We start from the raw sequence: 22,938 nt of genomic DNA on the forward strand, positions 1-22,938 counted from the left end.
TTTTATTCTAAAACCGAATAATCTCCAATACTTATGCTTGTAAAATTCCCGTCATAGGTAACGTGATTTCCAATCATCGCATTATCTAAAGTTGCGTTTTTGATGTGAGCGTGCGTTTGTATCAAACTGTTTTTGATGGTTGAATCAAAAACGTGGCAAGCTTTTCCTAAAGATACATTAGGTCCAATAGTTACGTTAGATAAAACAACATTCTCACCAATAAAACAAGGTGGAATAATAGTCGCATTCTCTAATTTCGCTGAAGGATCAATCAAATTAACACCGTCTTGCTGCAAGAATCCTAGCATACGACCATTCGTTTCAACCGTTACATTTTTGTTTCCGCAATCCATCCATTCGTCTACACTTCCGGTTTTGAAAACTTTGCCATTGGCCATCATTCCTTTGATACCGTCGTTGATTTGGTATTCTCCTCCATTTTGGATGTTGTTATCCAATACTTTCTGTAACTCTTGCTTAAGTACATCTACGTCTTTGAAATAGTAAATCCCGATAACGGCTAAGTCACTCACGAACTCTTTTGGTTTTTCTACCAATTCTACGATTTCATTTTGAGCATTTAGTTTTACTACGCCATAAGCTTCTGGTTCGTCAACTTGTTTTACCCAAATTACAGCATCAGCTTCTGGATCTAACTCAAAATCGGCACGAATTAAAGTGTCCGCGTAAGCAATAACTGCTGGCCCAGACAACGATTCTTTGGCACACATAATCGCGTGGCCTGTTCCCAACGGTAAATCCTGTCGGTAAATAGAAGCTTTCGCGCCTAATCCTTGGGCTAATTCTTGTAAACTTGACACGACATCGTCTCCAAAAAAGGCTTCGTCTCCTAAAATAAAAGCAATCTCTTCTATGGGTTGTTTTAAAATTTTGGCAATATCTTCTACTAATCTATGTACGATAGGTTTACCTGCAACAGGAATTAATGGTTTTGGAACGGTTAAAGAATGTGGTCTTAAACGAGACCCACGTCCCGCCATTGGTACTATTATTTTCATTATAAATTTGTATTAAGATTTTAGAATTAAGTATTAAGACAAAACGAAATACTCTTCTGATTATTTTTTTACCAGCTTTTATTCAAACACTGCCTTTACCGACTGCGAACTGAACACTAAAAGCTGAACACTGTTTACTATTTTACTCCCGTGCTACCAAAGCCTCCAGCGCCTCTAGAGGTCTCAGATAATTCATTGACCGCGACCCACTCGGCACGTTCGTGTTTGGCAATTACTAATTGAGCGATGCGTTCTCCATTTTGGATTACGAAAGTCTCATTGGATAAATTTACTAAAATCACACCAATTTCTCCTCTATAATCGGCATCAATTGTTCCTGGCGCATTGAGAACGGTGATTCCGTTTTTGGCCGCCAAGCCACTACGAGGTCTTACTTGTGCTTCGTAACCTATGGGTAATTCAATAAACAAACCTGTTTTTACGATAGCTCTAGACAAAGGTGCTAAAGTAATGGGTTCGGTTATATTCGCACGCAAATCCATTCCTGCCGAAGCGATGGTTTCATAATGAGGTAAATCGTGTGCGGATGTATTGATGATGTTGATAGTCATTTTTTGTTTAAATCTAAAAGTCTTGATTACTACTTGGCCCTAGCCCTGATGGAAGCGGCATCCTGTGGTCCTGGGGTTCAGGACCACAGATATAGCGTACAGCAGGAAATAGCTCCTTCTTATTTTTTTCGTTTAATAATATTTAAAATTGTGGTTTTCTCATTGTGATAAATGAAATAAAGAAACGCAAGCAATAACGGAATTCCTACGAAATAATTTTCTCTAAATCCGTAAAAAGAAATTACCGAAAACACAATAGAGATTCCTAAATATGCCCCTATTTTCTCCATATCATAAGGAATTGGATAGTATTTATTGCCTAAAATATAGGAAATTAACATCATACTTCCATAAGCTGAAATCGTAGCAATAGCCGAACCGTAATAGCTAAAGGTTGGAATTAAAATATAGTTTAGTAACAAAGTCAAAAGTGCACCAACTATAGAAATATACGCTCCAATAATCGTCTTGTCTGTTAACTTATACCAAACCGAAAGATTGTTGTAAATCCCCAAAAAGAAGTTGGCCAAGATAATCAATGGGACCACTTTCATCGCTTCCCAATACGATTCATTGTCTAATAATAAAAGTTTTAAAATATCAGCAAAAACGATTACTCCCAAAAGAATCAAAGAACCAAAAATGACAAAATATTTGGTAATCATCGCATAGGTTTGTGGCGCGTTCTCGTTACTAGCATGGCTGAAGAAAAAAGGCTCAATTCCTAATCGAAAAGCTGTGGCAAAAAGTACCATAAAAAGCCCTAATTTATAACAAGCAGAATAAGCTCCTACTTCGGATTTGGCAATGTTGTCTGGCAACCAATAATTTAATAAAATTTTATCAAAATGTTCGTTTACCGCAAAAGCAATTCCTGCAATTAAGATTGGTAAACCATAACGCATCATTTTTTTCCAAAGTACGGCATCAAAATTGCGTTTTAAAGAAACATAATCAGGAGAAAGCACTACAAAAGTTAGTAAACTCGCTAACAAATTGGACACAAAAATATACCCGATTTCAAAATTATCGACATACATATTCCCTAGAAAAGAGTCGGGACTATCGGCATAAATTTTAGGTAAAACCAATAAGAAATAAAGGTTGAGTGCTAAGTTTACGACTACATTCCCTATTTTGATGATAGCATACATCATAGGGCGTTTGTTAGCCCTTAATTTTGAGAAAGGAATAATCACTAGGGCATCTAAAACCAAAATCCAAATAGAATAGGTAATGTATTGCACATCTACATGAGCCCAGGTAGCTAAAGTGTTTCTGAAAATTAAAGCCCCAAACAAAAAGAAAATGGATGACCAAAAAATAGAAATGGTACTAGTGGCAATGACATTTTCTTTGTCGGTTTCAGCACTATAAAATCGGAAAAAAGCAGTCTCCATTCCGTACGATAAAATCACGTTGAAAAAAACCATCCAAGAGAGAACGACAGATACTTCGCCATACTCTGCTGTTGGTAAAATCCCGGTGTACAAGCGCACCAATAAAAAACTGAGCATACGAGGTAAAACAGTTGCTAAACCGTATATCGCAGTTTGTTTGAAAAGACTTTTATATAATCCCAAAGTAGTTTGGTTTTGATTTGACTTAAAAAAACAAAAATAGGGAATTCACGGTTGACTTAGTAAAAAAAATTTAACCGCATGGATTGTGGTTAAATTTAAACATTGAAGTCATTGAAGTCTTTTTTGAATAGCAACTGTTATTTGAACCATATAAGACATATTAGGTCATATAAGAATAGTAGCCGTTTACTTTGGTGTTAAATTTAACCACAAAGTAAACAAAGGGTTACTCAAAATACACAAAGGAAATTAATCTTTTATTTCAAACGTGACTTATACGACCTTATATAGTAAAAAATTAACCGCAAAGAACAAAAAGATTTACACAAGGTTCACAAAGAAAAAACTTAAATGACCTTATATGCCTTATATGTTTAAAATTTTATGAAAGCCCCTCTTCATTGATGATTTTCAAAAAATGAAAGCCTTTAGGCACATACCCTTGGTTGTAATAAAAACGATGCGCATTAAAGTTTCCTGTAAATGCATCCAAAACGATCATGGTGCAATTCGTAGCTTTGGCTTTAGCATCGATATAGTCCGTCATCATTTTTCCAATGCCTTTGGCGCGATGATCGGGATGCACCACAAAATTATCGATTTCGATATATTTTCCAGACCATAATTTATACCCTTGCCAAAAACCCGTAATACCCAAACAAACGTCACCTGCAAAAACGGCAAGCTGTTTATAGTTGTGTGGAATCATTTCTGTTAGATACCTATCATATTTTTCAATGGTAAATGTGGGGTACAAATGACGCATCATGTCAATACGAGCCAGCATCTCTTCTTTAGTGCTCAATTCTCTAAGTTGAATTTCCATAGGTTATTTTAAAAGTGTAAAATTAGAGAAAAAGAGATGAGTTGGAAAGATGTGGGAAGGTGAATTTTGGGAAAATCTAATAAAAAAAACTAGTTCATTCTAAAATTTGTTTGCAAGCTAAAAGAAAACATCAAAGCAATATAAATCTAATTCTTACGGTTTTAAACTAAAAAAAAGCCATTGGCACAATTTTAGTTACAGTACAGACAAACTAACCCAAAATTAAAATGCATAAAAAATTACTTTCTTTACTACTATTTTCTATACTTTCTACTTTAGCTTATTCACAAAAAAAAGGAAAGATGGCCTTACCCATTATAGAAGAAGAAATAGCAACTTCTGTATGGGAAAGTAAAAAAACAAAGTCTAATTCTTGGTTAGTCATCTATGACCAGAAAAAAATAGACTCAATTTTTGCCATAAAAGTGCTGGTTAGCACCAATGAAAAACCAAAGCAAAAACAACAAGTATTAAAGTGGAATCATAAGAAATATTAAAAACAAAAAGAGCCAACATCTGTTGGCTCTTTTTGTTTTTGTGTATAGAACGAATTAAGCATTCAAAGCTTCTGCTCCACCAACGATCTCTAAGATTTCGCTAGTAATGGCAGCTTGACGGGCTTTGTTATACGTTAACTTCAATTGATCACGTAATTCCGTTGCATTATCTGTTGCTTTATGCATAGCAGTCATACGAGCGCCATGTTCTGAAGCAAATGAATCTCTAATTCCTTTATATAATTGCGTTTTCAATGATTTAGGAATCAAAGTCAACACGATTTCTTCTTTTGAAGGCTCAAAAATATAATCTCCAGGAGTAACTGATTTATCTGCTTGGATAGGAGCTAATGGCAAAAACTGTTCGGTTTGAACGATTTGAGTAGCAGCATTTTTAAATTGGTTGTATACCAATTCAATTCTATCATAATTACCAGCAATAAATTGTTGCGTTAAATTATCAGCAATTGTAGCTACGTTTTCAAAACTCAAGGCGTCAAAAACTTTACTCTCGTTACCCACTACAGTAAAACTTTTGCCCAAAACATCGTTTCCTTTTTTACCAATAGCAAAAATATCTACTTGTTTCCCTGAGTAATAGTCTGCACGTGCTTTGACTTCCTTGATTACGTTAGAATTAAAAGCACCACACAAACCACGATTAGAAGTAATAGCTACCAATAACACTTTTTTGATTTCTCTTTGTGTAGTATACTCACCTCCTACATCACCATCTAAGGTAGCAGAAAGGTTTTGTAGTAACTCCGTTTGTTTTTCAGCATAAGGACGCATCGCAGTGATGGCATCTTGTGCTTTTTTCAACTTTGCAGCAGAAACCATTTTCATTGCCGATGTAATTTGCATCGTAGATGAAATGGAAACAATTCTATTACGGATTTCCTTTAAATTAGCCATTTAATTGTAGTATTAAGAGTTAAGTATTAAGTATTAAGTACCACGAAATCTTGATACTTAATACTCTTTACTTAGTACTTTTTAGTTATATTTTGCTGAAATTTCTTTTGCTGCAGCTTCGATTACATCTGTAATTTCGTCTGTCAATTTTCCTGCTTTCAAAGCATCTAAAGTTGCTCTGTTTTTGTTGTTCATATACTCTAAGAAATCTTTTTCGAATTCTTTTACTTTATCAACAGGAACATTTCTCAACAAGTTTTTAGAACCCGCATAAATAATTGCGATTTGGTCTTCAACAGTATAAGGGTCGTTCAAACCTTGTTTCAAGATTTCAACGTTTCTTTTTCCTTTTTCAATTACATTCAAAGTAACAGCATCCAAATCAGAACCGAATTTAGCAAACGCTTCCAATTCACGGAATTGTGCTTGGTCTAATTTTAAAGTACCCGCTACTTTTTTCATTGATTTAATTTGAGCGTTACCACCCACACGAGATACAGAGATACCTACGTTAATCGCTGGACGAACCCCAGAGTTGAACAAATCTCCATCCAAGAAAATTTGACCATCTGTAATCGAAATTACGTTTGTTGGGATATAAGCTGATACGTCACCCGCTTGTGTTTCGATAATTGGTAAAGCTGTTAATGAACCACCACCTTTAACGATTCCTTTTAATGAATCTGGTAAATCATTCATGTTTTTAGCGATAGAGTCATCAGCAATTACTTTACAAGCTCTTTCTAATAAACGAGAGTGTAAGTAGAAAACGTCACCAGGGTAAGCCTCACGTCCTGGAGGTCTTCTTAACAAAAGAGACACCTCACGGTAAGCTACCGCTTGTTTAGATAAATCATCATAAACGATTAATGCTGGACGACCAGAATCTCTAAAATACTCTCCAATTGCAGCACCTGCGAAAGGAGCATATACTTGCATTGGAGCTGGATCAGAAGCATTAGCTGCAACGATCACTGTATAAGCCATTGCTCCTTTTTCTTCTAACATTTTTGCAATTCCAGCAACGGTAGAAGCTTTTTGACCAATAGCTACATAGATACAGAATACAGGTTGACCTGCATCGTAAAATTCTTTTTGATTTAAGATAGTATCGATACAAACTGTTGATTTACCAGTTTGACGGTCACCAATAACCAACTCACGTTGTCCACGTCCTACAGGAATCATAGCATCAACTGCTTTTACACCTGTTTGTAATGGTTCAGTTACTGGCTGACGGAAGATAACTCCAGGAGCTTTTCTTTCTAATGGCATTTCGTATAATTCACCTGTGATTGGTCCTTTACCATCAATTGGCTGACCTAAAGTGTTTACTACACGTCCTACCATTCCTTCTCCTGTTTTAAGAGAAGCAATACGTTGTGTTCTTTTGGCAGTAGAACCTTCTTTGATTCCAGTTGATGGTCCTAAAAGTACCACCCCTACGTTGTCTTCTTCTAGGTTCAAAACGATTGCTTCTAACCCATTTTCAAATTCAACTAACTCACCATATTGAACATTAGATAGCCCGTAAACACGAGCAATACCATCTCCAACATTAAGTACTGTTCCTACTTCTTCTAGTGTAGCACCAGATTCAAAACTTTCAACTTGCTTCTTTAATATTGCTGAAATTTCAGCAGGTTTGATTTCCGCCATCTTACTTTATAATTTAGACACTTAAATGTGTGATAAAACTAGTTACTTAATTCTCTTTTTAAAACTTGCAATTTGTTAGCAACAGAAGCATTGTATTGCTTGTCACCTATTCTTAAAATAAAACCTCCAATGATAGCAGGGTCTATTGTATTTTCAATTTGAATTTTTTTATCAGAAAGGGTGGCAATTTTAGCCAACACTTTAGCTTCTAAAGCAGCATCCATAGGAATTGCTGTAGTAACTTGTGCCACTTCAACACCATTCATGATATCAAATAATTTGTTGTATTCTGAAGCAATATCTTCTAGAATTTCGAATCTTTTGTTTTCGAATAATAGATGAAATAAGCCTTTGGTTACACCATTTGCAGAAGCAAAAACTTCTAAAAGGGCTTGTTCTTTAACCTCAACTTTCAAAGTTGGATTTTGAATGAAAGTGCTTAATTCTAAATTAGAAGCAATAGTGTCACCTATCAACTTCATATCATTGTTCACTGCTTCCGCAACTTGCTTTGCATTGGCAATGTCTAGAATTGCTTTCGAATATCGAATTGCTGCTCTTGTACCTGCCATGATTAGTTCAATTTAACGTCTCCTAACATTTTCTCAACCAATTTAGTTTGAGCTTCTTTGTTAGATAATTCGTCTTTTAATACTTTTTCTGCAATACTCAATGACAAAGTAGAAACTTGTAATTTCAACTCATTCATAGCCGCATTTTTTTCACTTTCGATTGCCGCTTTCGCTTGCTCGATCATTTTTTGACCTTGAGCTTGTGCTTCATTTTTGGCATCAGCAACGATTTTTTCTTTCATTTCACGAGCTTCTTTAAGCATAGTATCACGCTCTACTCTCGCTTCTTGTAAAATACGTTGGTTGTCTGCTTGCAAATCTTGCATTTCTTTCTTTGCATTTTCAGCAGATTCTAAAGCATTTTTGATTCCTTCTTCTCTTTCGTTTACTGCGTCAAGAATTGGTTTCCATGCAAATTTTTTCAACAAAAGAATCAATCCAACAAATATTACTATTTGCCAAATAAACAAACCAAACGAAAAATCATTTATTAACTTATCCATTTTTATCTCTATTATATAATTTTAATGTTTTAATTTTAAAACAATAGTCACAACCAACCGTTGTAACTATTGTTTTTTAGTCTTTAATTAAGATGCGAATAACGCAGCGAAACCAATACCTTCAATAAGTGCAGCTGCAATAAGCATAGCTGTTTGGATTTTTCCAGAAGCTTCTGGTTGACGAGCAATAGCGTCCATTGCTGAACCACCAATTTTACCAATACCTAAACCTGCTCCGATTACAATTAATCCTGCTCCTACAATAGTTGGAATTTGCATAATATATATATTAAAAATTAAACATTCAATTTGAGGTTAGAGGTTAGAAATTCGAGGTTAGAAAATTTCTAACTTCTCACTTCTAATTTCTAACTTTTAATGGTGTGCTTCTTCGTGGTGGTGCTCTTCGTTACCAGCTCCAAAATAAAGAGCAGACAACATAGTAAAGATATACGCTTGAAGGAAAGCCACTAATATTTCTAGAATAGAAAGTGCAAATGCCAATCCAAATGACAAAGTACTTCCGATCCAGCTTTTGAAAATAAACATCAACCCGATAATACTCATCAATACTACGTGACCTGCTAAAATGTTAGCATACAAACGTATCATCAATGAAAATGGCTTAATGATGGTTCCTAATAATTCGATAGGCGCTAGGATAAATTTCATTGGTGTTGGTACTCCTGGCATCCAGAAAATGTGTGCCCAATAATTTTTATTAGCGGTAAATGTTGTGATTAAATACGTTAAGATAGCTAATGAAAAAGTAATCGCAATATTACCTGTTACATTGAATCCAAATGGAGTTAACCCTAAAATATTCAAGAAAAAGATAAAGAAGAAAATAGTCAATAAATAACTCATGTATTTTTTGTACCCTTTCTCCCCAATATTCGGAATTGCAATCTCGTCTCTTACATAGATTACTAGAGGCTCAAAGAAACGTCCTACTCCCTTCGCAATACCTCCATTTTTAGCATAAGATTTGGCTAAACTAGTAAACAATACCAACATTAAAATAGAAACTAGCAAAATACCAATTACACTTTTAGTAATTGACAAATCTAATGGACGAACATTTGTTGGATGACCGTGCTCTTCAGTAAGTGTACCTTTAGCATCGGTTTTATAAATTTTTTCGTGGTGTAATTTGTAGAAGTTACCGTTGTGCTCTGCAACATCGGCTACAGGGCCGTGGTGAAATTCAGCTGAAGAGAATACTTGCAAACCATTATCCCAAAGAATAATTGGCAATGAAAATCCGTAGTGTTCTCCAGTTTCTTTATTGGCATTAAAATTAAAAGAATGTGAATCTAATAAGTGGTGATTGATGAATTCTTTGATTTCTGATTTTACATCTTGTGGCTCAGCATGCGCACCTTCTTGTTTCCCTTCGTGAGCAACTGCTCCTTCATGTGCTTCAACCTCAACTTTTGTACTATCAACAACAGGGTTTGCTGTAGATAATAAAGGAAGAAATGCTACTAAAATTGCTACTAAAAATCGAAGTGGTTTGTTTGAAATCACCATAACAGTTAATTATCTTAATTTATTACGTTTCTGAAATTTGGTGCAAAGGTACATTTTTTATTAATATGCAAAAGAATATAAAAAATAATTTTTTTGCGGATTTGGCTTTTTCAACCCCCTATTTTTGCTTTTCGTTTACTAAGCGAATAGTGAAAAGTGTCTCAATTAGCAAAAAGAGAATAAAAAGTGCAAAAAAGTTTATTTTTTCGGCAGAATTTTGAAGAGTTGCTACTTTTAATATAGGGCGCAACAAGAGGTAACAAAACACCATTTTTACACTGGTCACCAGTAAAAAACTCATCCCTACGTTATCTAAACTTTTCCTTTTAACAAATAGCAAAACACAAACAACCAAAAATGTAAATAAAGTAAACCAAGCATAAAGTTCTGGTAAAGAATAAATAAATTCTTGGGTATTAATTTTTAATACAAAAAACAGCCCTTCGTGTACTCCAAAGGCAATTAGTATAGCTAACAAAAGGGGAAAGATTTTTTTAAAAAAAGAGGTATTCATTATTGATGTTTATTGATTTCATTTACTTGTCGGTACACATTGTACATTGCCAAAAAAACACCAACAATAACTAAAATTTTAACGTAGTATACTTTTGGACTCGGGTGATTCTCATCTAACCAATGCCCTAAATAAGCAAATAAAAAAATCAATATTCCCATTTGGATAGGGATATTGATTAAGGCCAACCATTTATTAGGTTTTCGTTTATTTGGATTGGGTTCCATCCTTTTTGTTTTCTATGGTTTGCATCACACAAGTGGCTGTAAAATGAGCACCAGGTTCAATAGCCAACTTTCCTATACACACTTCGCCTTCTACAGAAGCTGTTGCTTTGATATTAAGTAATTCGTGTACCGTTATTTTTCCGTTATAAACCCCTTCGATATCCGCATTTTTGCAAACAATATTACCAATTACTTTTCCAGAAGGACCAATTACTAATTTCCCATTCGAAGTAAAATTTCCAATCAATTCTCCGTCTAATCTAAAATCGGCAGGGGAAAAAATATCGCCTTTAATATGAGTCGCTTCTACAATTCTATTGGTCTTACCTAATAAATCGGTGTAAGGTGGTTTATCTTTTTTATCAAACATAATTTAAAGATTTTTTGAACCTACATAAGCATCTAAATTCTTTTTCATTTGGACAATCTTATAATTTTCATCACTTATAGTAATAGCCTTTTGTACCTCTGAAGGTGACCCTTTTTTATTAAAAATCACCGAGACATCATTCGCATATATTTCTGATTGGAATCCGTGTATACAAAAGATACGTTCTTTGTCTGTATAATTGTCGCAAGTATAATATAAGTTTTGCAGATTTTCTTTAGCCATAAAATCCAAAACTTGCTTTTCGATAGCTCGTTCTTGTTTGTAATCCTCGATAGGAATTCTAAAGATAATCTTCCACTTTTTGGTGTCTACCGTACTAAAAGCCATTCGTTCCAAAATAGGAATTTGCGTGGTAATAATCTCTTCCGCTTTTTTTCCTTCTTCGGTATTCGCATAGGTGTCGGCTACATATTGCATCGCTTCTTTGTAGGCTGGCAATCCTTTTGTTTTAGCCAACGCATTCGCCTTGAGCAACTCAAACTTGGCTACAATTTCTTCGCCGGTCAACTGATTAATCATCGTGTTGCAACGCGCAATTACCGCAGCAAATTTTTCGTCCTTAAACCATTCGTAGCATTCCTTGTATTTGTTCTCTGGTGAATCTTTGTCTTTGGCTCCATCAAAAGTTGGATCATTGATGATTTTAGCATATCTCGAATCAGGGAATTGAGTAGTAATCGCGTTCTTAATGGCTACGGCTTTAGCTTTATTCGTGATTTCGTATATTTTATACAAATTGTATTGAGTAGGAGGAATCAGTTTTTCATCGGGATGAAAGCTTAGTAATTGTTCCAGCTTTGTACTGGCTAAGTCATACTCTTTGAATTTTTCTTTGTAAACTACACCCAATTGGTAATATCCTGTATTTCTTTCTTTGGTAATACTGTCAATTGCTGAAGATTGAGTAGGTAATTGATTTAAATAATAAGCCAAAGTGTAACGCGGTTCTTCAACAGCTTTTTCTTTAACAACATCATTATAAGCTATTATTTCATCTGTTGGTTCATTAGCTCCTTTTTTTACATTTGAATACAACCAGTTTTCGACCAAAGCACGATTTCCAAACATTTTTTTGAATTCTAACTTTCCGAAAGCTACCGTTTTTGGATTATAAAAATAAAAAGTATTCGTAGCTTCTGTTTGTTGGTTATCACTTGGAGGTAAATAGGCTGCTTTGTTTTGCAACCCTGGTCCTGTTGCTACAACTCCTTGATCTACACTAGAAGCCGTTAAGTTGCGCTCTATATTCGCTAACTTTTGTTTTTGTATTTCTTCTTTAACTTGCTTTATAGAATCTTGCTTTTTAATGTCAACGATATGCTTTTCATAGTAGGCATTTCGTTCCGAAGGAGACAAAGACAAAACTTTAAGAATACTATCGTTTCTTTTGGTAGTTGTTTCTAATCGAATAGCTTCGTCTAAATCTTTACGTTTTTTTTGAATCTTATAAAACTCCCTTGTTTTTGGATCCATCTTCACTAGCGTACTATCGTAGTATTTTGCCGCCAAAGGATAATTCGTCGCCTTGAAATAAATATTGCCAATGTTTCTATAATTAGATGCGGCTAAATAAGGATCTTTGGGTTGAGCTTTCAATGAAATTTTATAGAAAATCGTGGCCGAATCAGGTTTGTTGTAATGGTCATAAAACAAGCCCATATTATGATAGATAACATCTAAAAAAGGACGGTTCTCCCTGTCCTCCATTAGTTCGTTATAAATGGCTACAAAAGCATTTGGGTCACCAGTTTCATAATCAAACAATTGGGCTTTTCGAGCGTAGGACTGAATAATGTACTCTCTCTTAGCACTGCGATTCATAGCAATTACTGCATCGTAGCAAAAAAGGGCACTGTCTCTTTTCCCTAATTCTTGATACAATTGCCCCAAGATAAAGTGATAACGAGCTCTTTCTTCATTGATTTTAGTATAATCTACCGCAATTTTTAGTTTTGCAACGGCGCTATCTTTCTGTTCTAAATTCAAAAAAGCCTCAGCCAAAAGTGCATTGGCATCAGCAAAAGGTTGGTCTTTGAATTCCTCGTCTTTCAGTAATTTATTGATATTTTTTACCACTAAAGCATCGTTGCCCAAGCGCATATTGGTTTTTTCACGCCAGACTTTAGCTTCGTATATTTTATCGCTTTCGGGATATTTGTACAGAATATAATTGAAAGCATCTAAAGCAGGAACAAAACGCTGGTCGTAATAACGTGCTTTCCCGAGCAAAAGATAGGCTTCGTCCATTTGGTAATTGACCTCACGCCCACCAATATTCATCGAGTGTTTTTGAATGGCTTTGGTGGCCTTGGTTTCGGCCAATTCAAAATCGGCATTTTTGGGTTTATCTTCAGCTGCAGTACTCTCTGAAAGTTGCATTCTTTCGATAGGTAACAACTCCCAAAAATTATCTTTATTACCCGATGTAAGCCCATTTACACCTTTGTCTAAACCAATTTGACCATTGTATAAAATATTGTAACGCGTACTCAAAGCGTGCGAATTTCTGGCCAAAAAAGTGTTCTTCTTGGTAGAACAAGCTATCAAGAAAATGAATAAAAATAGGGGATAAAAAGGCTTACAACCGGTAGTCTTCAATAGGAAACGTTTTATCATTTAACTTGAAAAACATCATTTTAGTATAATGACTGGTAAAAATACGTTTCTTTTTGAAATATTCGAATTTAAACCGCAAAAAACGCTTCTAGCTCGGCCAAAGTCTCCGTAGATGTTTGAATGTCTTTCACCACTTCACCTTTGTTCAAAGCGACAATTCGGTTACAAACTTCAACAGTATGCAACAAATCGTGACTCGAAACTAAAACGGTTACGTCTGGATTTTGAGCCAATTCTTTGATGATTTTTTTCAATCGGTTTACCGTTGTTGGATCTAAGTTGGCGAAAGGTTCGTCTAAAATAACGACTTCAGGATTGCCTATTAAAGTAGCGATAATCCCAACTTTTTTTTGGTTTCCTTTAGACAAGTCTCTCAGGTATTTTTTGTTTTTTAGGATTTCGCCATTAAAAAATTCTTCGTGTTTTGCCAATAAGGCATCGACATCAGCTTTATTTTGTCCGCGTAAATCACCAATGAAATAAAAGTATTCTTCAGGTGTTAAATACCCAATCAAAAAGCTTTCGTCCAAAAAAGAACCCGTAAAAGGTTTCCAAGCTTCGCTGGTATTCACTTGAACACCATTGTTAATAATAGCTCCTGTTGTAGGATGAATTAAATCCAATAGCAAACTAAAAAAAGTTGTTTTTCCTGCGCCGTTGTTTCCGACCAATCCAAAACTTTCGCCTTTTGGAATTTCTAATTGGTCTATTTTTAAAACGGTAGTTCCGTTGTATGATTTTGAAAGGTTTTGAACTTGTATCATAATGAAAAGTCTGAAGTTAGAAATTAGAGGTTAGAAGGTATTCTTTTAAATTAGCTTTTTTGTTTGTAAGCCGCAATGGTTTTGTATTTTTCTCTTTTGTAAATTTTTTCAATAAGTTGAAATACTTTGTTTTTAAAAGAAAATCCTATCAATCCTATAAGAGCTACCAACCCCAATCCTAGAGTTGGATTCATTAGGTAGGAACCCAATCCATATAATAATAAAGGCAATAGTAATTTGGGAATGGAAAGTAACATGGTTTTGGTGTTGAACGCTTTTTTATCTCCAAAAGCTCCGCTAGAATTAGCTAAATCAATTGGCGTTTTAGTATATGCCCCTGATAAAAGCACCAAATACGAATTGAGTCCAATGTTGTAAATAGCACCTGCCACAACATTCATATAAGTCTCTAAACTAAAATAAAGATAAAAAGTTGCCAAAATAGTAGATATAAAAGTACCTATAACAATTAACCACCATTTAGATTGCAAGTATTCACGATAGGAAACATTCTGCGTCATCATTAACTGGTAATACGAACTATCCCAACTTGGCACAAATTGACCAAAGGTGAATAAAAACCCTCCAGAGACAAAAATCCCTGCAAATACATGCATGACCTTGGGTTGAGTTGGATTGAAAAAGAAAAAGAACCCATAAAACAGAAAAAGTACGCTCATAACCACTGTGGTTTTGGAACGTTTGTTTCTTTTAATCAATTTAATGTCATTCTTCAAGAATGTTCCCAAAGTACCAAATTGATTCAACCAAGTCAAATCTTCTGTCTTAGCAATTTCGCCTTTAAGGGCCAAACCAGCATCGAGATACAATTCGTTTTTGAAAAAATGAAAAGAATAATAATACAACAACACTAGAATTAGTAACGGAATTAAAAACATCCATCTACTATGAAATAATAAATCAAAAAACGGGGAGCAGTAAAGAGTAATATTAAAATAGTTGTAGTATTGTAACCCCCCGAATAATGCTAAAATAAAAATGAAAATACCAAAAAGCTGGTCTTTGTTGCTCAAAACGATATTTAAAAAATTATTGATGTAGACCAACGCCAAAATTCCAAAATTCCATAAAATCACCGAAACGGCATCGTATCCTTCATAAATCAAAACCGCACTAAAAGGAATAAAGAAAAATCCATGCATGATATTGAAATACGAAATAACGGTTTTCCCCAAGGCAAAATGTACTATGGTACGCCTTTTAAAAGGTAAATTAAGTAAGGGGCGAATATTCATTACTGGGATTTTTTGCATAAGCAAACGGAATCCTAAATCGAATAAAAAATAATAGATCAAAAATGCATTAACCGTTGCAAGTGGATCTAATTTCATTTTTTGAAGAACATAGAATACCCCAATTCCTGAGGCTAAAAAAAGTAAAGTGAAATAAAGCGCCAAGAAACCCAATAGAATTTTCATCCCAAGATTGGCCTTGAAAGAAGCAGCTCGTAAGAAAGCCTTCCACTCGAGGTAAATAAATCGTAAAAACATAGTTACTTCAGTTTAGTTGTAGAGTAAGTAAACAAAAAATATAAAACGTTACAAATTAGCCAAAGAATATTCTGGATAAGTTTGCAAAAGGTATTTTTTCGACTGTGAAGGAATTTTAAAAAAGATAGCATACAGCAAAATAGTCATCAATACCAAAAAGAAACTAGCGAAACCTAAAACATAGGTATTACTTATATAATGTTCTACTCGATTAAACAGTTGCAAAAAGAAATTTAATGGAAAAATAATCGCGCCAGCGAAACCACCGTATTGATTCATAATATCCTCAAACAACCAACGTTTTTCTTGATTCTGAATTTGCCTTTTGTGTTTCAACTGATTTGAAATCATTCTATAAAAAGCAAAAACTACCAATAACCCATAGAAAAGCAACACCCAATCGCCGTTGTACTGACTCTCACGAAACAATAAAAACAGTAAGCCTGTGGCACCAATTGTACCCATAATTTTGGGTAGCGTAAAAAAAGTCTTTACGATAGTCCAAACAATCTGATTGTATTTCTTTTGTAAAAATCGCTGTTTACCTTCTACTACGTCCATAAAGCCAAAAACGCCAAATTTTTTGAATTCGTTTTGTAAGGCTTGATCAAACGAAAGCTTGGGATTTTCTTGCCATTGTTCCTCAATAGCATTCGCCAAATGATCTACCAATTCGGTTTGGAGATCATACCATTCTACATAATGTTGACGTGTGAATGTATATAATTGGTTGATTTGTTCAGTGGTTAGTTTCATAGTAAATAATTAAATTCGGTTGGTTTTAAATTTCTGAATGGTAGAAAAAGCGTAACGACTGTAGGCAAAAAACAAGGTTATGCTTATTGAAAGAGTTATAGCATTTCCTTTAAAATCATCAAACCAACCATTAAGCATAACACTTAAAAAATAAATTGTCATCAAAGCATAATTCAAATACTCTAAACGTAAGTATTGTTTTTTCATCACTAAAGAGAAATACATTCTTTGCGTTAATCCTAAACACAAAATCAAAAAATAACTTGCGTAATGAATTCCTTGAAACGATAAAATCGAATCAAAATACCAACCTAAGAAAAGCATCATACCTCCAAAAATTAAGGTAATCGGATGCCATAGTGAGGGACAAAAACTAACAATAGCTTCTTTTAAGTAAGCAAAAGTTGCATTGTTTCTCTGTAACAACTGGGATTTATTGACTGCCATAAACGCTTTAAAAGCATCATAAAAATCAAGCGCTTCGTCTTGCATTTTATGCTCTACAGCTGTAGCGATATGGTCCGTTAATTCCGAACGCACATCAACATAACGCACTTTAGAAACTTGTAAATAGTGGTCAATAAATTTTATTTGTTCTTGATTTAAAACTACCATAGCGCATTAAAATTCTAATTTTGGATTCACTAAACTTTGCATATTTCGGATAAAATCTTCCAATTCTGCCAATCGATTAACGGTTTCTGTGGTTCCTTTTTCGGTGAGTTTATAATACTTTCTCAAGCGGTTGTCTACTCGTTCTATCTCTACATCAAGCAATCCTTCCGCTTCCAATTTGTGCAACGCTGGATACAAGGCACCCTCGGTAATGGTCAATTCTCCTTGCGTCAGCGCCTTTACTTTCTGGGTGATTTCATACCCATACATTTTGCCATTTTCTTCCAACAACTTCATAATAATGGTGTTGAGACTGCCTTTGTATAACTGTGAGTTTTTCATGTTTTGAAGAATTAGAAAATCTGTTTTTGAATTTCAAATATACATAAGATTCTTATACATAACAAAATTAGGTATAAAAAATTCAATCGGTTGCGCCATCAAAGTTATGGTCTTTGCTATCTTTGTAAAAAAAATCAAATTATGCCTTCCTTTTTAAAACTCCTTATCAAAGAAGTAAAACGCGAAACCAAAGACGCCGTTTCCATACTTTTTAATGTCCCAGAAGAACTTAAATCCAATTATACTTTTACCGCAGGACAATACCTAAACTTGCGTTTAACCCTAGACAATCAAGAGATTCGCAGAGCTTATTCTATTTGTTCTGCTCCTGAAAGTGGGGAATTGCGTATTGCTGTAAAAGCCGTAAAAAATGGACTGTTTTCTCAATTTGCCACTAGCCGATTAAAAGCGGGAGACGTACTCGAAGTAGGACAACCCGAAGGGAAATTCACCTTCACTCCTGATGCCGAGCGTCAAAGAAACTACGCCGCTTTTGCCGCAGGTAGCGGAATCACTCCTGTAATTTCTATCTTAAAATCGGTTTTGAAAAGCGAACCAAAAAGTTCGTTTGTCTTGGTTTATGGTAATAAAACACCTGAGGAAACCATCTTTCATCAAGAATTACACGACTTGCAGCTGCAATATGTAGGACGTCTTTTCGTACATTATGTTTACAGTAAAGTACACGCTGGAGAAGGCTTTTTTGGACGAATTGACAAATCGGTTGTGAATGCCGTACTTACGCAAAAACACGCCGCGTTGAATTTCGACAAATACTTTTTGTGTGGTCCCGAAGAAATGATTACTACCGTTTCTACCATCTTAAAGGAGAAAAATGTAAAAGAATCAGCCATTAAGTTTGAATTGTTTACTTCATCTACACAAGAAAAAACCATTGCTACAGCTGTAGATGGTCACACTACTATTACCGTATTGGTAGACGACGAAGAAACTACTTTCGAAATGTCGGCCAAACAAACCCTACTCGAAGCGACTCTTAAACAAGGCATCGATGCTCCTTATTCTTGTCAAGGCGGAATTTGCAGCAGCTGTTTATGTCGCATCACCGAAGGTACAGCCGAAATGAAGAAAAACTCTATTCTTTCTGATGATGAAATTGCCGAAGGTTTAATTCTAAGTTGTCAAGCGTATCCAACTTCTTCAACACTTCGTGTGGATTTTGATGATGTGTAATTGATAGTAATCAGTGGTCAGTCCTTAGTCGTCAGTCGCTATTGTGAATACTATTATTGATTGTTGGAATTGAAATTAGCCGCGTTTTATGAAATCGATACGTGAAATTTTTAAAAACAAAGACTATCTTTTGGATGAACCTGAAGTGGTAGAATTGATGGACTATTGCGAGGCCTTGCAAGATGAAATTGTAGAATTCAAATTTCAACAAGCCAAGAACAAAGAATTAGCAATGCTCGATATGTTGAAAGAAGTGCTCAAAGGTTGTAACGCTATCGAAAAAGAACAAATGGAACACGAGCGTTTTGGTTACGAAGCTCCTAATTATCAAGCCACTATTTCGAATTTGAAAAGGTATATCCTAGAACGCTGTCGAGACGAGAAGATTTATTTATAATAAAAACCCAATATTGAAAATTCCAAATTCCAAAGTCGTCAAATCACAATAAAAAAATTCCAAATTCCAAACTAAATACTGTTGGAATTTGGAATTTTATTTTTTGAAATTTATTTAAAGTTTAGCCACAACCTCTTCTGGTAAAATCGTTCGCATAGCCTCTTCATAGCCTTCAACTTTTTTATTACCGTAAACCGAAGTAGGTAACTTTGGAAACAAATTTCTATCCGCCACCAAGGCATTTTCTAGCGGTTGATTAAAAGGCGAAAAACCAGCATAAGGATGGGTGGCTCCCCAAAGTGTAATGACCTTTACGCCTAACATCGCGGCAATATGTGCATTGCCAGAATCCATACACAACATTACATCAAGATTACTAATCAATTGTAGTTCTTGTGTAAACTTTATTCTTCCTGCTATGTTTACCACATTTTTATAGGGTTTTGCCATGGAATCCAGTATTTCGGCTTCTTTTTTTCCTCCGCCAAAAAGCAAAATGGTTTGCTCTGGATTCGCTGCTAATTTTGCAATGACTTCCTGCATTAAATCCAAAGGATACACCTTAGATTCATACTGTGCAAAAGGAGCAATTCCAATCAATTTTTGATTTGGATTCCCAATGATTTTCAAGATGCCATCGGATAAAACTGCTTTTTCAGGAAAGATAGGATTGGACAAATCTAAAGTAAACCCCAATTCTTCAAAAACTTGGCTATGTCTTTCAAACATCGTCATCAAAGGTTTGAAAACCTTATTTTCAGGACGCGTTAGGGCTTTTTTTCCAGCTCTACCTTTATCTACTGCTACCACTTGTTTTCCAGATAACCTAAAAAGGGTTCGCACAACCTGAGAACGAAGCACATTGTGTAAATCCAAAAATGCATCAATATGGAGTGCAGACAATTCTTTGTAAAGTCGAATCAATCCCAAAAATCCTTTATGTTTTACTTTCTCGTCAAAAGCAAAAAAAGTAAGATTGGGAATGCCTTCAAAGAAAGGTTGAAAAAAAGGTCGAGAGACCATCGTAATTTTTACTTTGGGATACTGCTGAGCAAAAGCGCGAATAACGGGAACGGTCATCGCTACGTCTCCCATAGCCGAAAGTCGGATAATCGCGATATGTTGTATAGTACTAGACAATGAAGTAACTTTTATAAAAAAAAGGAAATAAGAATTTTAAGTGGTACTTAACGCTCTTACTTCCTTTAATGAAGAATTAATATACTGTTTATTTTTTATTCTGATATAAAACTGGGTTCAATTCATCGTCGTTGTACATTTTCATTTGTTTGTACACTTTCATGAACTTGTCACCGTTTTCGATGTCTTGCAACAAATCATCGATGGCTGTAGACAAATCAGTTCTTTGTTCCAAAAGTACATTTAACTTAGCTTGACAGTTGTCTCTGTGTTCTTGAGAAGCTTCAGCACGAGTGGCTTCTTCGTTCATATGATAAATTTTCAAAGCCAAAATTGATAAACGGTCAAATGCCCAAGCTGGACTTTCAGAATTGATTTTTGCTGAATCTTTTACCGCTACACCGCTGTATTTTTGAAGAAAATAACTATCGATGTATTCTACCATATCGGTACGTTCTTGATTCGATGCATCGATTTTTCTTTTCAATGTCAAAGCTGCTACTGGATCGATATTCGGATCACGAATGATGTCTTCATAATGCCATTGTACAGTGTCTATCCAGTTTTTCAAGTATAATAAATGCTCGAATTTTTCTTTTGGGTAAGGATTATTTATCGGTTGATCAACACTATCAAATTGATGATAATCTTTGATGCTTTGCTCGAATACGGAATACGCTAATTTTGAAAACATATCTTTTAATTTTTAAAAAGACAAAGATACTTTTTATACTTTTATAGTATTCAAAATTTTACAAAAAATACATTTCAAATTCGCTTATCATGCAAATCCATAATTTATCGGAATCAAATAGTGTCTTAAATCATTTTTTAGCACAAATCCGCGATGTCTCCATTCAAAATGACAGTCTTCGTTTTAGAAGAAATATTGAACGTATTGGCGAAATTATGGCCTATGAATTAAGCAAAGTCGTGTCCTATGAAGACGTTAGCATTTCAACTCCTTTGGGAACAAAAGCTACCACAAAAATAAAAGACCCTCTGGTTATTTGCTCCATTCTTCGAGCTGGGTTAACCTTGCATCACGGTTTTTTAAACTACTTTGATGCTGCCGAAAATGGCTTTATTTCTGCCTATCGTCATCATCCGAATAATGATGATTACTTTGATATTTTGGTCGAATACCAAGCCGTTGCCGATATTGAGGGCAAAAACGTACTTCTTGTTGACCCAATGCTGGCCACTGGACAATCTATCGTAGCAGTTTACAAAAAATTAGTGGAGAAAAAAACACCAGCCGCGCTTCACATTGCCGTAGTTATCGCTGCGCCAGAAGGAATTGCTTACTTAAAAGAACATCTGCCCAGCACTTGTCATCTTTGGATTGGAGCAATCGACGATAAGCTAAACGAGAAAAGTTATATCGTTCCTGGACTAGGAGATGCCGGCGATTTGGCTTACGGTCCTAAACTATAACTGAGAAAAGAAAGTAAAGAGACTACAAAGAATCAAAACTCCTAAAATTAATTCTTGTTTTAACTGCTGCTGAAAGACTTCTAGGGCGTTGGTTCCCATAATGGCCAATGGGGCAAAAGCAAAAAGCAATAGATCGTTATTTTTATCTGGTGAAATGAAAAAAACAACTATCGCAATTACAAAAAAGGCAATCAACTTTTTGTAAGAGCTATGCAAGAGCTGCGGTTTATTCGAGTAAGACAGCAACATAATTATTAGGAAAAAAAGTGCAGCCGTCATAAAAATGGAGAAAGCCCAATTTTGATAATTGTTTGTGAAATAATTTAATGCAGGATCTACATACAACTTATCTAGCCAAAATTCCTCTATAGTCGTGTTTTCAAAAGTAATGAAAACCAAAAAACCAATAGCTACTACAAATAGTGCTATGAAAGGTAAAAACCAGTTTCTATAATCGCTAGATACATGAAAAAGCACCGATATGAATACCAAAGCAATAAACAAAATACACCAAGGTTGAAAAATTGAAGCGACCAAAATCCATAAAGCAGCATCAAAAATTTTCTCCTTCGAGGCTTTTAAAGATTGTAAAGAAAGTAAACGTCTAAGCGCCAAAAGCAAAAAAACATTAGCCCCCACAATTTTCAAATTATCAAATAAAGAGGGGAAAAAAAGCAAGAATAAAAAGAAAAAGAAAACCGTGTAGGTACTGTCTTTACTGAGTCCGTTTTTTTTGCAAACAAAATTGGTAATAAAAAGTGTACCCACCAAAAGTAAAAAAATAAACACCTTTTGTACAATCAGAAGCATTGATTTGAACCAAATCATTTCTTGAAATTGGTACAATAAAAAGAAAAACAACATCAAAATTACTACTAACGAATAATTTAATGGTGTAGATTTTTTAAAAACACTTGTAATCATAAGGATATTTTATACTTTTGTGACTGTAAATATAATACTTGTTTAAAAAGGAAATGCGCAAGTGACTAAAGATTCTTCATTTTTTGATTGCTTTTACTCTTTCGCTACTCTAAAAAACACAACACATCCTTAATTTATATAAATATATGAAAGCATTTTTCGAAGCAATTCAATTTTTATTTGTAGACGTTTTATTCAAACCACTAGATTTGTTACGTGAACTTGAACTTATTTCTTGGTTTGGTGCCAATTTCATCAACTGGGCTTTTATGATCATTTGCGCAGCAGCAATTGTTTATTGGATCAAACAATTACAAATTTTTGATGAAGCAGGAACTGAAAATCAAGACACAACAGCACATTCTTTCTTAAAATAGTTTTATTTTCTATTTTAATTAAAAATAAAAAAAGCCCAGTAGTTACATTTGTTT

The 22,938-nt window shown here is 34.7% G+C and carries 27 protein-coding genes; 5 read left to right on the forward strand and 22 right to left on the reverse strand.

The genetic code is table 11. The features are described 5' to 3' along the window. Positions 1–2: 2 nt before the first annotated feature. From ACZ1AQ_RS07825 to ACZ1AQ_RS07840, 4 genes are all read right to left on the reverse strand, one after another. Entirely contained in the window at positions 3–1,019 is a 1,017-nt protein-coding gene (locus tag ACZ1AQ_RS07825; protein ID WP_489632372.1) for a sugar phosphate nucleotidyltransferase, read from the reverse strand. 137 nt (positions 1,020–1,156) lie between these two features. Further along, the gene (dut, locus tag ACZ1AQ_RS07830) at positions 1,157–1,591 is read right to left on the reverse strand and encodes a dUTP diphosphatase (protein ID WP_489632373.1); all 435 of its coding nucleotides are present in this window, start codon (positions 1,589–1,591) and stop codon (positions 1,157–1,159) included. A 119-nt stretch (positions 1,592–1,710) separates the two neighbouring features. Further along, complete coding sequence (locus tag ACZ1AQ_RS07835) at positions 1,711–3,174, reverse strand: lipopolysaccharide biosynthesis protein (RefSeq protein WP_489632374.1); 1,464 nt, start codon at positions 3,172–3,174, stop codon at positions 1,711–1,713. A 382-nt stretch (positions 3,175–3,556) separates the two neighbouring features. Further along, positions 3,557–4,000 carry a GNAT family N-acetyltransferase gene (locus ACZ1AQ_RS07840; RefSeq protein WP_489632375.1) on the reverse strand — a complete coding sequence of 148 codons (444 nt, stop codon included), beginning with the start codon at positions 3,998–4,000 and terminating at the stop codon, positions 3,557–3,559. 227 nt (positions 4,001–4,227) lie between these two features. Here ACZ1AQ_RS07840 and ACZ1AQ_RS07845 point away from each other — a divergent pair, with 227 nt between their 5' ends. Further along, positions 4,228–4,497 (forward strand): hypothetical protein, encoded by a 270-nt coding sequence (locus ACZ1AQ_RS07845; RefSeq protein WP_489632376.1) that lies wholly within the window; start codon positions 4,228–4,230, stop codon positions 4,495–4,497. Positions 4,498–4,551: 54 nt separating this feature from the next. On the opposite strand, the gene atpG is transcribed toward ACZ1AQ_RS07845, so the two are convergent. The 15 genes from atpG to ACZ1AQ_RS07920 form a co-directional block, all read right to left on the reverse strand. Beyond that, positions 4,552–5,412 (reverse strand): ATP synthase F1 subunit gamma, encoded by an 861-nt coding sequence (gene atpG / locus ACZ1AQ_RS07850; protein ID WP_489632377.1) that lies wholly within the window; start codon positions 5,410–5,412, stop codon positions 4,552–4,554. A gap of 81 nt (positions 5,413–5,493) precedes the next feature. Beyond that, positions 5,494–7,071, reverse strand: coding sequence for a F0F1 ATP synthase subunit alpha (gene atpA, locus ACZ1AQ_RS07855; RefSeq protein ID WP_438061374.1), 1,578 nt, complete (start codon positions 7,069–7,071; stop codon positions 5,494–5,496). A gap of 38 nt (positions 7,072–7,109) precedes the next feature. Then, positions 7,110–7,643 carry an ATP synthase F1 subunit delta gene (atpH, locus tag ACZ1AQ_RS07860; protein WP_489632378.1) on the reverse strand — a complete coding sequence of 178 codons (534 nt, stop codon included), beginning with the start codon at positions 7,641–7,643 and terminating at the stop codon, positions 7,110–7,112. A 2-nt stretch (positions 7,644–7,645) separates the two neighbouring features. Further along, positions 7,646–8,146 carry a F0F1 ATP synthase subunit B gene (locus tag ACZ1AQ_RS07865; RefSeq protein WP_489632379.1) on the reverse strand — a complete coding sequence of 167 codons (501 nt, stop codon included), beginning with the start codon at positions 8,144–8,146 and terminating at the stop codon, positions 7,646–7,648. Between the two features lie 87 nt (positions 8,147–8,233). After that, complete coding sequence (atpE, locus tag ACZ1AQ_RS07870) at positions 8,234–8,425, reverse strand: ATP synthase F0 subunit C (RefSeq protein ID WP_078212011.1); 192 nt, start codon at positions 8,423–8,425, stop codon at positions 8,234–8,236. Positions 8,426–8,521: 96 nt separating this feature from the next. Continuing rightward, positions 8,522–9,679 (reverse strand): F0F1 ATP synthase subunit A, encoded by a 1,158-nt coding sequence (gene atpB, locus ACZ1AQ_RS07875; RefSeq protein WP_489632380.1) that lies wholly within the window; start codon positions 9,677–9,679, stop codon positions 8,522–8,524. Between the two features lie 118 nt (positions 9,680–9,797). Then, complete coding sequence (locus ACZ1AQ_RS07880) at positions 9,798–10,193, reverse strand: hypothetical protein (protein ID WP_489632381.1); 396 nt, start codon at positions 10,191–10,193, stop codon at positions 9,798–9,800. Beyond that, positions 10,193–10,420 (reverse strand): AtpZ/AtpI family protein, encoded by a 228-nt coding sequence (locus tag ACZ1AQ_RS07885; RefSeq protein ID WP_489632382.1) that lies wholly within the window; start codon positions 10,418–10,420, stop codon positions 10,193–10,195. Before ACZ1AQ_RS07885 ends, ACZ1AQ_RS07880 begins: the two co-directional genes overlap by 1 nt. Continuing rightward, positions 10,401–10,790 carry a bactofilin family protein gene (locus ACZ1AQ_RS07890; RefSeq protein ID WP_489632383.1) on the reverse strand — a complete coding sequence of 130 codons (390 nt, stop codon included), beginning with the start codon at positions 10,788–10,790 and terminating at the stop codon, positions 10,401–10,403. Before ACZ1AQ_RS07890 ends, ACZ1AQ_RS07885 begins: the two co-directional genes overlap by 20 nt. A 3-nt stretch (positions 10,791–10,793) precedes the next feature. After that, positions 10,794–13,409, reverse strand: a complete 2,616-nt coding sequence (gene porW / locus ACZ1AQ_RS07895) for a type IX secretion system periplasmic lipoprotein PorW/SprE (protein WP_489632384.1) — start codon at positions 13,407–13,409, stop codon at positions 10,794–10,796. Between the two features lie 86 nt (positions 13,410–13,495). After that, on the reverse strand, positions 13,496–14,191 hold the full coding sequence (locus ACZ1AQ_RS07900) for an ABC transporter ATP-binding protein (protein WP_438065202.1): 696 nt from the start codon (positions 14,189–14,191) through the stop codon (positions 13,496–13,498). 50 nt (positions 14,192–14,241) lie between these two features. Next, the gene (locus ACZ1AQ_RS07905; protein WP_489632385.1) at positions 14,242–15,702 is read right to left on the reverse strand and encodes a DUF5687 family protein; all 1,461 of its coding nucleotides are present in this window, start codon (positions 15,700–15,702) and stop codon (positions 14,242–14,244) included. A 48-nt stretch (positions 15,703–15,750) separates the two neighbouring features. Then, entirely contained in the window at positions 15,751–16,458 is a 708-nt protein-coding gene (locus ACZ1AQ_RS07910) for a hypothetical protein (protein ID WP_489632386.1), read from the reverse strand. A gap of 9 nt (positions 16,459–16,467) precedes the next feature. Then, positions 16,468–17,073, reverse strand: coding sequence for a hypothetical protein (locus ACZ1AQ_RS07915; RefSeq protein WP_489632387.1), 606 nt, complete (start codon positions 17,071–17,073; stop codon positions 16,468–16,470). A 6-nt stretch (positions 17,074–17,079) separates the two neighbouring features. Beyond that, the gene (locus tag ACZ1AQ_RS07920; protein WP_024980561.1) at positions 17,080–17,415 is read right to left on the reverse strand and encodes a PadR family transcriptional regulator; all 336 of its coding nucleotides are present in this window, start codon (positions 17,413–17,415) and stop codon (positions 17,080–17,082) included. Positions 17,416–17,556: 141 nt separating this feature from the next. On the opposite strand from ACZ1AQ_RS07920, the gene ACZ1AQ_RS07925 reads away from it, so the two are divergent. Further along, entirely contained in the window at positions 17,557–18,609 is a 1,053-nt protein-coding gene (locus ACZ1AQ_RS07925; protein ID WP_489632388.1) for a 2Fe-2S iron-sulfur cluster-binding protein, read from the forward strand. A gap of 88 nt (positions 18,610–18,697) precedes the next feature. Continuing rightward, positions 18,698–19,006: a hypothetical protein gene (locus tag ACZ1AQ_RS07930; RefSeq protein ID WP_438062566.1), complete on the forward strand. Its 309-nt coding sequence runs from the start codon at positions 18,698–18,700 to the stop codon at positions 19,004–19,006. A gap of 114 nt (positions 19,007–19,120) precedes the next feature. Here the strand turns inward: ACZ1AQ_RS07930 and ACZ1AQ_RS07935 are convergent, their stop codons facing one another. Together ACZ1AQ_RS07935 and ACZ1AQ_RS07940 are read right to left on the reverse strand one after the other, a co-directional pair. Then, positions 19,121–20,101 carry a glycosyltransferase family 9 protein gene (locus tag ACZ1AQ_RS07935; protein ID WP_489632470.1) on the reverse strand — a complete coding sequence of 327 codons (981 nt, stop codon included), beginning with the start codon at positions 20,099–20,101 and terminating at the stop codon, positions 19,121–19,123. A gap of 133 nt (positions 20,102–20,234) precedes the next feature. Continuing rightward, positions 20,235–20,840: a DUF4254 domain-containing protein gene (locus ACZ1AQ_RS07940; RefSeq protein WP_489632389.1), complete on the reverse strand. Its 606-nt coding sequence runs from the start codon at positions 20,838–20,840 to the stop codon at positions 20,235–20,237. A gap of 89 nt (positions 20,841–20,929) precedes the next feature. On the opposite strand from ACZ1AQ_RS07940, the gene upp reads away from it, so the two are divergent. Beyond that, a complete protein-coding gene (gene upp / locus ACZ1AQ_RS07945) occupies positions 20,930–21,583 on the forward strand; it encodes a uracil phosphoribosyltransferase (RefSeq protein WP_489632390.1) in 654 nt (217 codons plus the stop codon). Here upp and ACZ1AQ_RS07950 read toward each other — a convergent pair. Further along, complete coding sequence (locus ACZ1AQ_RS07950) at positions 21,578–22,507, reverse strand: DUF6427 family protein (protein WP_489632391.1); 930 nt, start codon at positions 22,505–22,507, stop codon at positions 21,578–21,580. The two genes, upp and ACZ1AQ_RS07950, sit on opposite strands and share 6 nt — an antisense overlap. Before the next feature lie 146 nt (positions 22,508–22,653). Between ACZ1AQ_RS07950 and ACZ1AQ_RS07955 the strand changes: the two genes are divergently transcribed. Continuing rightward, positions 22,654–22,884, forward strand: a complete 231-nt coding sequence (locus ACZ1AQ_RS07955) for a DUF6341 family protein (RefSeq protein ID WP_489632392.1) — start codon at positions 22,654–22,656, stop codon at positions 22,882–22,884. Positions 22,885–22,938: the final 54 nt, after the last annotated feature.

This window comes from Flavobacterium sp. UM26 (assembly GCF_057922445.1).